Source organism: Acidiluteibacter ferrifornacis (assembly GCF_009909615.1).
Classification (GTDB): Bacteria; Bacteroidota; Bacteroidia; order Flavobacteriales_E; family Vicingaceae; genus Acidiluteibacter; species Acidiluteibacter ferrifornacis.
In genome coordinates this window covers 87,301-97,565 of record NZ_WWNE01000005.1, presented here as the reverse complement: position 1 = coordinate 97,565, position 10,265 = coordinate 87,301, and the positions used below count along the sequence as shown (strand labels likewise).

Sequence of the window (10,265 nt, the reverse complement as noted above, 5' to 3'; positions counted from 1 at the left end):
ATTGCACCAACTTTTACTATCCTTTTCGATAAGTTGTAATATTGGCACGATAAGTTTAATTTTTACTACAATAAGTAGCAAAAATAGCAATTTTTAGCATTGAGAATATTAAGAAATATTAACTTAAAATGTATCTAAACAAACATTCTGAAATAAACTTTTCAATGTCAATTATAGATACGACTAAACAGCTCCTTAATTTTAGAATGAAGAAATCGTTTTCCACCAATAGCACCTACCCATTGTATTCCTTTTATTGAATTGCTTGCAAATACTTCTTCAGCTTGTTGCAGAGCGTTTACATGAATAGGATCTTCATGTAATTTAAAGTGGTGTTTTTTAAAAAAATCGATAATGACTCTGCGCATCACTCCGTTAATGCATCCTTCGGTAACTGGGGGAGTAAAGATGGAATTTCCTTTCACTAAAAAAATATTGGAATTGGCAAATTCCACTATACAGTCTTTATCATTCAACAATAAAACATTATCTAATTCTTTTTGCTTCATATATTTAGAAGCCATTACATAAGGTAAAGCATTTAAAGTCTTGTATTCAGAAAATTGATGATGATTTAACCTCACTGTTGGACAAACTTCGCAAGTAAGGCCCCTTTTATTCAATTCGTATAGGTTACTCTCAATAGGTTCAATCTCTATATAAGTTTCAACCTCGTTGGATTCAGGTGCATACTTTCCACCTCCCGCCCTAAAGTAGGTATAACGAATACGAGCTCCTCCCTTTATAGCGTTTACAGCAATACACTTCTTTAGACTTTCTTCAAAGACAACTGGTGAAAATTCATTGGAGGGATGGAGATCTAAAATAGACATCGTATTAATGAGTCTTTTGTAATGCAGGTCGGTATGCATCGGCTCTCCATTTATTACCCTTATAGTCTCAAACCCTCCATCACCATACTTAAATCCACGATTATTTAAATATTTAGTCTGATTATCGGCAAACACTTTGTTATTTAAGAGTATGTACATCTCAACTAAAAACAGATAAAAGCTGATTGATAAAATTCATCAACGTTGATGGAATAGCGACGATGGTAAAAACTATTCCAAATACTGCACCCCAAAAGTGGGCATCGTGGTTGATATTGTCAGACGATTTTTTAGCCATTTGAAAGGAATACACTAAATAAATTATAGCCCAAATAATCCCTGGAAAACAAATCAATCCATATAAACAAATAGAGTTTAATGGGTTAAAAATAACACTACTCATTACTATAGCACTCACAGCTCCGGAAGCACCAACACTTCGATAAGTATAATTCTCTTTGTGTTTATTAAATGTAGGTAAAGAGGCAAATATGACAGAACCAACATAAAGTAGAATGAAATAAAATATTCCCTTTGCCCCTAAATAAGCTTGAAAATAGTATTCTGTAGTTTCTCCAAAAAACCATAACACCAACATATTAATCAGCAAATGCATCCAATCTGCATGCAAAAGAGCATGAGTAAAAAATCGGAAGTACTCCTTTTGATGGAACACCACGTATGGGGTAAACTCTAGCTTCTGGAACAACTCTCGATTCTTGAAAGCAATGGCAGAAACTATTCCCGTGGCTAATATGATGATTAACGTAATACTCATCAAAACAAACTTATTTGGTTATCAGTATCCTCATTGGGGTCAATAATTTTCCCCTTTTTAGGTGGCCTACTTTTCTCTTTTTGAGATTCAGTTTGTTCAGTGAGTTTATTTGTAGACATCGTTTCTTCCGTTGATTCTTTAGAACCTTCCTCAGGATTGGCCGCATTTGATTCACCACCTTCTACTTCTTCTTCAACTACTTCCTCTTCAGGTTCATCTTCTATACCTAATATAGCTTTTGCTTCCTCCACAGGAACAATATCTATCGCCTTTACTGAATGCGGTGTTAATTTATTTCCTAAAGCTTTAAAGCCTTTTACAGCAATAAATTCATTTAAGTTGATAATTTCAGTCGCTCGCTCGTCCTTCCCTTTTTCCTTTCTAAAAGAAACTGAAACGACAGGAAGTGTTTCAGATGAAACTATTTCCAATCGACTATCAGAATGCTCTGTTATAAAGGTTTGTTTTTTGTCGGTATCTTCTACTAAGAAACGTTTTACAAAATAATCTTTCTTTTCTCCATCATAATAAACGGCTGCTAGAGGCTTTTCAGGATTCCATTTTTCAATCAGAATAAGATCGTCTTCAAAGTGATTCGAGACATTAAAACCAACTAAACGAAGCGTACCTGACTGCATAACAGTTAAAATCTTATCTTCTGCCTTAAATGCGCCAAGCAATTCTCCTCTACCTTCGGTATTTAATCGCTGCACGGTATCATCAAACCAAATTTTACGGGCTCCTAAGGTAGAAACTCCTTCTTCTTTCAATTTGATTTTGCTGACTATATTTTTTGTAACTGTATTTCCTTTCGCTGATCGACCTTTTATCGCTAGTTCTGAGAAATCTAAATCAAATTTCAACTTCTTCAATTTCGGTCTTGGTCGCAATTGTACGTTAACCACTTCTGCTTCACCATTCGGATTTGCAGAAAAATATAAAATTTTTGATTTAGGCGAACCCGCTGTCAAATCGTATTCTTTATCTCGGGTAATTGACGTAACAGCAAAACGCTTCATCATTGCTGGACCTGTACTTCCATCTTGATATACTAGGTTATAGATGGTTCTTTTATCTCCCTTTTTCCAAACAGCAACGTGTAGAATATTCTTACCTACAAATGTTTTAGAACTAATCTTTGTCACCATCATCTTACCATCCTCGCGAAAAACAATAATATCATCGATATCAGAGCAATCCGCTACAAACTCTGCATCACTTTTCTTTAATCCATGACCTACAAACCCTTCCGCCCGCTGAACATACAGTTTGGTATTGGCTACTGCTACTTTTGTAGCATCAATCGTTTCAAATGATTTTATTTCCGTTTTTCGCTCTCTCCCTTTTCCGTATTTTTCCTTAATTCTCTTGAAATAGGCGATGGTATAATCTACTAAATTATCTAGATGATGATTAATCTCCTCTATTTCATCCTCAATTCTTTTAATCAGTTCATCGGCTTTAAAACTGTCAAATTTTGAAATCCTTTTAATTCGGATTTCTAACAAACGGTTTACATCATCATCTGTCACAGCTCTTAGCAGGTGTTTTGTAAATGGAGCTAATCCGTCGTAAACAGCTTTAATAATACCCTCCATTGTTTCTTGCTCTTCAATGTCTCGGTAGATTCTATTTTCAATAAAAATCTTTTCTAAAGAAGAGAAATGCCATTGTTCTTGTAATTCACCCTTTCTAATTTCCAACTCCATCTGAAGTAAATTCTTCGTCTGGTTAGTAGAAATTTTCAGAATCTCAGTTACTCCCAAGAACTTTGGTTTATTATTTTCTATCACACCGCTATTCGGCGATATAGATACCTCACAATCGGTAAAAGCATAAAGAGCATCAATGGTTTTGTCTGGCGACACACCTGAAGGAAGATAGATGTTAATCTCTACATTTTCTGAAGTATTATCTTCAATATTTTTGATTTTTATTTTTCCCTTGTCATTTGCCTTAATGATAGAATCAATTAAGCTAGAGGTATTGGTACCGAAAGGTATTTCACTAATCACCAAACTCTTTTTCTCAGTTTGGCTAATTTTTGCTCTCACTCTAACTTTTCCGCCTCTAATTCCATCGTTGTAATTACTGAAGTCTGCTGCACCTCCAGTTTGAAAATCAGGCAATAAAGTAAAAGGTTTGTTTTTGAGAATGGCGATAGAAGAATCTATCAATTCATTAAAATTATGCGGCAACATTTTACAAGCCAATCCTACCGCAATTCCCTCAACTCCTTGAGCCAATAACAAAGGAAATTTAACAGGAAGGGTGACCGGCTCCTTGCCTCTACTGTCGTAGGATGCAGCCCATTCTGTTGTTTTAGCATTAAAAACTACATCCAATGCGAATTTGGATAATCTAACCTCAATATATCTAGGAGCAGCTGCTCGGTCTCCAGTTAAAATATTCCCCCAGTTCCCTTGACAATCCAACAACAAATCTTTTTGCCCGATTTGCACCATTGCATCACCAATTGATGCATCACCATGGGGGTGAAATTTCATGGTATTTCCGATAACATTCGCCACTTTGTGGTAACGTCCATCATCTAATTCCTTTAAAGAATGTAAAATTCTCCTCTGAACTGGTTTTAACCCGTCATTGATATGAGGTACAGCCCTTTCTAGAATAACATAGGAAGCATAGTCGAGAAACCATTCATTATACATCCCAGAAACGTTGATTACGTTTCCTAAGTCGGAGCTATCTGTTGCCTCCAATTGTTCTTCCTCGTTTTCGTTATTCTCCTCTATTGGATCGTCTATGTCTTCGGCCATTCTTCTTCTATCAAAAAATTAGTTTACAAGATCCTTCAGTAGGTCTTGCTCCACTTTTAAGTTTTCTATTATAAATTCCTGTCTTTGAGGCGTATTTTTACCCATGTAGAATTCTAATAATTCATTTACACTCTTCCCTTTACCAATCACTACTGGCTCCAATCGCATATCTTCTCCAATGAAATTTTTAAACTCATCAGGAGAGATTTCCCCCAACCCCTTAAATCGAGTAATCTCCGCCTTACCCTTTAATTGTTCTATTGCAGATTGCTTTTCTTCTTCACTGTAACAATAAAAAGTTTTATTCTTATCACGAACTCTAAATAAAGGAGTTGCAAGAACAGAAAGGTGTCCATTTTTTACTAAATCCGGAAAGAACTGTAAGAAAAACGTAATCAACAATAATCGAATGTGCATCCCATCTACATCAGCATCAGTTGCTAACACCACCTTATTATACCTCAAGTTTTCCAACCCATCCTCTATGTTAAGTGCCGCCTGAAGAAGGTTAAACTCTTCATTCTCATAAACGATTTTCTTCGTCAGCCCATAAGAGTTTAGCGGTTTACCTTTCAAACTAAAAACAGCTTGAACATTTACGTCTCTTACCTTCGTAATGGATCCTGAAGCAGAGTCTCCCTCCGTGATAAATAGGGTGGTTTCTTCTGATCGATCTTTATCTTTGTTGAAATGAACTCTACAATCTCTCAATTTCTTGTTGTGCAAACTCACCTCTTTGGCACGTTTCTTTGCCAATTTTTTAATGCCAGCAAGATCCTTTCGCTCTCTTTCTGACTGTAATATTTTTCGCTGAAGTGCTTCTGCTACTTCGGGGTTTCTGTGCAAAAAGTTATCTAAATACTTTTTCAGAAAATCATTGACAAAAGTTCGCATTGTTGGACCATCGGGACCTACATCATTGGAACCCAATTTTGTTTTCGTCTGTGATTCGAAGACTGGCTCCATTACTTTTACAGCTACTGCTGCTACGATTGAGGAGCGAATGTCTACCGCATCGTAATCCTTTTGAAAGAATTCACGGATCGTTTTGACATAGGCTTCACGAAACGCTTGCTGGTGCGTTCCTCCTTGTGTGGTATGTTGTCCGTTGACAAATGAATAATACTCTTCTCCATATGAGCTAGTATGTGTAATAGCTACCTCTATGTCTTCCTCCATCAAATGAATAATTGGATATAATGGCTCATCAGACATATTCTTTTCCAACAAGTCATACAACCCACGTTCTGAATGGAATTTCTCTCCATTAAACAGAATAGTTAGTCCTCTGTTAAGATAGACATAGTTCCAAAGCATTCTTTCGATATACTGGGTTCTAAACTTATATCCTGCGAATATCTCTTCGTCAGGGGTAAAGATAACTTTTGTCCCTTTTCTACGTGTAGATGGCTCAATCTTCCCATCCATTAGCAGTTCTCCTTTAGAAAACTCTGCCGCTTTGGTCTTATCGTCCCGATTTGACTCTATTCTAAAATAAGAAGATAAAGCGTTCACCGCTTTTGTTCCAACCCCGTTCAATCCAACAGATTTCTTAAAAGCCTTAGAGTCGTATTTCCCTCCTGTATTGATTTTTGAAACTACATCGACCACTTTTCCCAAAGGAACTCCCCTACCGTAATCTCTAACTTTTACCGTTTTATCTTTTATAGAAACTTCAATGGTGCGACCGTTCCCCATAACGAATTCATCGATACAGTTATCTAGCACTTCTTTTAGCAAAACATAAATACCATCATCGTAAGCAGAACCATCACCTAACTTCCCGATATACATACCAGGTCGCATTCGGATGTGTTCTTTCCAATCGAGCGATCGTATATTATCTTCCGTGTATTCTACTTCTTCTGCCATAAATTCTGTTACTGAAAATTAGATAGGACTGACGATAAAAATACCTAAATATCTTCCATCAACGGAGGCTTGGTAGAGTCATTTATTAACAACTCCATTTTGAAAAAAAGAATCTGAAAAAAATAGGAGGATCTTAAAAGGCTTTCTGCATCCAATTATTCTCATCTTCAACCAACCCCAGTCTTAAATCAGTTAAATACTGGGCAACTTTTTGAGAGAACAATCCTTCCTGAAGATGTGGAACATCATAGGAAACATCGTCGATGGAAATTAAGCTAATTGGAGCTACTGTTGCTGCTGTGCCAACCCCAAAAACTTCTTCTAAAGTTCCATTTTCATGAGCATTCTTCAACTCCTCAACTCTTATTGGACGCTCCTCCACTGAAAGCCCCCATGCTCGAGCCAAAGTCAAAACAGTATCTCTCGTCTTACCTTTTAATACCGTTAACTTTTCGATAGAAGGCGTAATAATAACATTATTGATCACCGCCATAATATTCATAGTTCCGGCTTCTTCGATGTACTCGTGGGTTTTAGAATCCGTCCAAACTAATTGGTGAAACCCTTGATCTTGAGCTAATTTTGCAGGATACAATGAAGCTGCATAATTCCCTCCATTTTTTGCCATTCCGACACCACCTTCAGCTGCTCTTACATACTTCTTTTCTACCTTCACTTTCACAGCACCTGCATAATAAGTGGAGGCAGGTGAGGTAATGATTACGAATTTGTATTTGGAAGAAGGCTTTACACCCAAAAATTCTTCATCAGCAAACATGAATGGTCGGATATATAAAGACGAACCAGGTTTACGTGGAACCCATTCTTGATCTATTTTAAGTAACTGACGTAACCCTTCCATAAAGATTTCCTCAGGAATAGAAGCCATACACATTCTTGCTGCAGAATCGTTGAGTCTCTGGCAATTGTACTCAGGGCGAAAAAGTACCACTTCTTCTGCTTTATTTCTATAAGCCTTCAACCCTTCAAAAATAGTCTGTCCATAATGCAAAGCGGCACTTGCAGGACTTATTGAAAAATTCGAATATGGTTTAATTTGAAAATTCTTCCATTCACCATTTTCAAATTCGGCAACAAACATATGGTCTGAAAAAGTTCTACCAAATTGAAGATTATCAAAATCTACGCTTCCTAACTTACTCTGCTCTACCTTTGTTACTTTAATCTCCATATGGCTGCCTCATTTTTTCAACTGCGAAATTACCTATAAAAACAGATAAGAAAAAGTCTTTATTTGAAAAGAAATTGGAATTACTTTAACCCATTGTTAAAAACCATCTATCATAACAACTTCATTCAAAGACTTTCTAACTCTTTTGGAGGATTCCTTTTCAGCCAATGCTTCTGGTAATATATTTTTATCTCCTAAATAGCCCAATGCAATTACGCTTAATGGTTTCATCTCTTCTGGAATATTAAATATATCTCTCGCCATTGCGGTATCAAATCCAGACATTTGATGAACATAAACATCCAACTCTAGTGCTTGAAGACTCAAATATGCAGTAGAGGCTCCTAAGTCGTATTCAGCAGTTGAATTCAGCTTACCATTATAAGAAGAAACTATTTCTGAAACGGTTAGCACTAAAACGGGAGCATTCTCCGCCCAAACCTTGTTGGCGGGAGCTAGTGTGGAAAATATTTGTTCGTATACCGACTTATTTTGGAATTTATTACCAACAATAAACCTCCAAGGTTGTGCATTAAATGCACTTGGCGCAGTTCCTGCAGCAGTAAAAATTTCGTCTAACTTCTCCTTTTCTATGGCTTTATCTTCGAAAGCACGTGGACTCCATCTTTTCTCTATCAAGTTATTCATTATCCTCTAAATTTATCTAATAAGTTATTTAACTGAATCGCTTCTTCTGTGGTTAAGTGATTAAATTTTTCCATAATCTGAGCCTGTTGGACATCTATTTGCTTCAACAATTGCAGCCCATCATTGGTAATTTTGATATCTACTTGACGCCTATCATTCTTACACGAACTTCGTTCTACCAACCCTTTTGTTTCTAACTTATCTATTAATCGAGAAACATTGGACATCCGATCAATCATTCGTTCTGAAATCAGATTGACAGTTGCTGCCTTGGGATATTGTCCTCTCAGAATCCTTAAGACATTATACTGCTGAGAACTAATATCAAATTGCTTATGAAATTGATTCATCACATCATTAATCCACTTGCCAGAAAACAACACATTGATCGTGAGCTTATGGAACTCACTTTCAAACTTGGACTGTTTTATTTCGTCTTCTATTTTCATCTTGTTGAATTATTTTTTACAAATATATGTATATACATTTAATGTACATACATCAAATTGCATTGAATCGTTAAAAATGTAAAAAAATAGAGTAAAACTTAGAAAGGAAAGGTAGTTTTGCCCTCCAAAAAAAACATAGAATTATGAAGAAAATCACTACAATTTCGTTGCTTTTGGCAGCTGCATTAGGGCTAAAAGCTCAGTATTCAACTCCTAACACTGGTCAAAAATACAATTTGGATAGTTTAGTTGCAAATAGCGGTGGTGCTGTAACCAAGTCAGCTTCGGTTTATACATTCAATCAGGATGTCAAAATCTCCAAAACGGATACGCTTGAAATTTTGACAAATGAAACCATTGTAATGGGTGGAGCAGTAGAACTTAACCTCACTGGTTTTGCTTTTTTTAATCCATCTGATTCAATTAAAATTACCAATACTCAAGGCTTAACCTACGAGGCTATTCGTATTGATTCTTCTAATAGTATTATCAGAAAAACAATCATAGAGTTTGGTGGTGGAATCGCTATCTATGATGCCTCTCCATTGATTGACAGCTGTATTATTAGAAACAATGCTGATGGTACTAGAGGAGCAATTAACTTATTCAGAAGTAATGCAATCATCCAGAATTCTAAAATTCATGACAATAGAAGTTCTGCTATTAGCTCAGGAGCAAACATTGCTTCAGCACCAAGAATTTTGAATAATGACATCAGAAGAAATGTTACTTACAACGGTAACAAATCTCAAATCAACTTTGGAACAACAGGTTCTGACACCATCTTTATAGTTGGAAATACCATCGTTGGTAAATACACGAACGCAGGTGGTATTGCATTTTTACCAATTGGCGCTGCTCAAGTCGTTATAGAAAACAACTTTATAGATAGCAACAGATATGGTATTGGAATGTTGACAGGTGGTATTACTAGTTTAATTAAAGGCAACACCATCACCAACAACATGATTCAAGGAAACGAGAACCTAGGTGGTAGTGGGATTAATTTTGCAGGAGCAAGCACCAACACTGCAATTGTTACAGACAACTTAATTACAGGAAACCTTTGGGGTGTAACCATTCAAAATACTGCGTCTCCGAATTTGGGAGATTTGAGACCTTCCAAAAATAGCCCAGGACTGAATGTAATAAAAGACAACTTTAACAACGGAATTGAATATAATCTTTACAACAATACCCCAGATTCTATTTATGCTCAAAACAACGACTGGGGAAGATTGACACAAATTGGAAGCGATAGCACAATTGTTGACAAGAACGATGATCCATCTTTGGGAGTGGTACTTTCATCTCCATTAAATGTGATTACATCAGTGAAAGAAACAGTAGCTCAAGCAAATATTTTGACTGCTTATCCAAACCCTGCAACTAGTAACTTGACAATCAAGAATACAACTGCTAGTAATTTATCAAAAGTTAGTTTGTACAATATGTTAGGTGAGCAAATTTTGTCATTTGATTTGAAATCAAACGAATCAAAAACGATGGATGTTTCTAACCTTTCAAAAGGTATTTATTTCATCAATTACATGGATGGTGATAAAGCAACGAGTAAGAAAGTGATTGTTCAGTAAGAACAATTTCTACAAAATAAAAGGCCCAATTTGTTCATTCAAATTGGGCTTTTTTGATGTTTATTTTATTTGGTATTGTTTTTATGTTCTTTTGGCTTGAACCAAAATGAACCAAAAG

Annotated in this window: 8 protein-coding genes; 1 reads left to right on the top strand and 7 read right to left on the bottom strand. The window is 36.0% G+C overall.

Going from position 1 to position 10,265, the window contains the following annotated elements; genetic code table 11:
• Positions 1-167: 167 nt before the first annotated feature.
• The 7 genes from GQN54_RS04765 to GQN54_RS04735 all read right to left on the bottom strand — a co-directional run bounded on the left by GQN54_RS04765 (position 168) and on the right by GQN54_RS04735 (position 8,552).
• Positions 168-992 carry an aminotransferase class IV gene (locus tag GQN54_RS04765; RefSeq protein WP_160632374.1) on the bottom strand — a complete coding sequence of 275 codons (825 nt, stop codon included), beginning with the start codon at positions 990-992 and terminating at the stop codon, positions 168-170.
• Between the two features lies 1 nt (position 993).
• Positions 994-1,611 (bottom strand): rhomboid family intramembrane serine protease, encoded by a 618-nt coding sequence (locus GQN54_RS04760; protein WP_160632373.1) that lies wholly within the window; start codon positions 1,609-1,611, stop codon positions 994-996.
• Positions 1,611-4,391: a DNA gyrase/topoisomerase IV subunit A gene (locus GQN54_RS04755; RefSeq protein ID WP_160632372.1), complete on the bottom strand. Its 2,781-nt coding sequence runs from the start codon at positions 4,389-4,391 to the stop codon at positions 1,611-1,613. The genes GQN54_RS04760 and GQN54_RS04755 overlap by 1 nt, the downstream gene beginning before the upstream one ends.
• A gap of 18 nt (positions 4,392-4,409) precedes the next feature.
• Entirely contained in the window at positions 4,410-6,263 is a 1,854-nt protein-coding gene (locus GQN54_RS04750; protein ID WP_160632371.1) for a DNA topoisomerase IV subunit B, read from the bottom strand.
• A 133-nt stretch (positions 6,264-6,396) separates the two neighbouring features.
• Positions 6,397-7,455 (bottom strand): branched-chain amino acid aminotransferase, encoded by a 1,059-nt coding sequence (locus GQN54_RS04745; protein ID WP_160632370.1) that lies wholly within the window; start codon positions 7,453-7,455, stop codon positions 6,397-6,399.
• Positions 7,456-7,551: 96 nt separating this feature from the next.
• Positions 7,552-8,103, bottom strand: a complete 552-nt coding sequence (locus tag GQN54_RS04740) for a nitroreductase family protein (RefSeq protein ID WP_160632369.1) — start codon at positions 8,101-8,103, stop codon at positions 7,552-7,554.
• Positions 8,103-8,552: a MarR family winged helix-turn-helix transcriptional regulator gene (locus GQN54_RS04735; protein WP_160632368.1), complete on the bottom strand. Its 450-nt coding sequence runs from the start codon at positions 8,550-8,552 to the stop codon at positions 8,103-8,105. The genes GQN54_RS04740 and GQN54_RS04735 overlap by 1 nt, the downstream gene beginning before the upstream one ends.
• Before the next feature lie 143 nt (positions 8,553-8,695).
• Here GQN54_RS04735 and GQN54_RS04730 point away from each other — a divergent pair, with 143 nt between their 5' ends.
• Entirely contained in the window at positions 8,696-10,147 is a 1,452-nt protein-coding gene (locus GQN54_RS04730; RefSeq protein WP_160632367.1) for a T9SS type A sorting domain-containing protein, read from the top strand.
• The last annotated feature ends 118 nt before the right edge of the window (positions 10,148-10,265 follow it).